Source organism: Belnapia sp. AC561, assembly GCF_979252845.1.
Map to the genome: position 1 here is coordinate 1 of NZ_CEEDBP010000558.1, position 229 is coordinate 229.

The window sequence follows — 229 nt, forward strand, 5'->3', positions numbered from 1 at the left end:
TGTCTGATGTATTGCCCGCTGCGGCGCCCACTGCACCGATTGCCAAGCAGTTGTCGGCCCGCGCGAGTTTGCTGATTGAACTGGCGCTGTCCCTGGGCGGTTTCGCCATTGGCACCGGTGAGTTTTCGATAATGGGCTTGATGCCAGACGTGGCCGCCGACTTGGGCATCACCGAGCCGCAGGTGGGCCATGTGATCAGCACCTACGCGCTTGGCGTTGTAGTCGGCGC

The 229-nt window shown here is 62.4% G+C and carries 1 pseudogene; it reads left to right on the forward strand.

Annotation, left to right across the window (positions count from 1 at the left end):
- Positions 1-229, forward strand: a pseudogene (locus tag AC0IW9_RS32250) (MFS transporter); the annotation flags it as partial.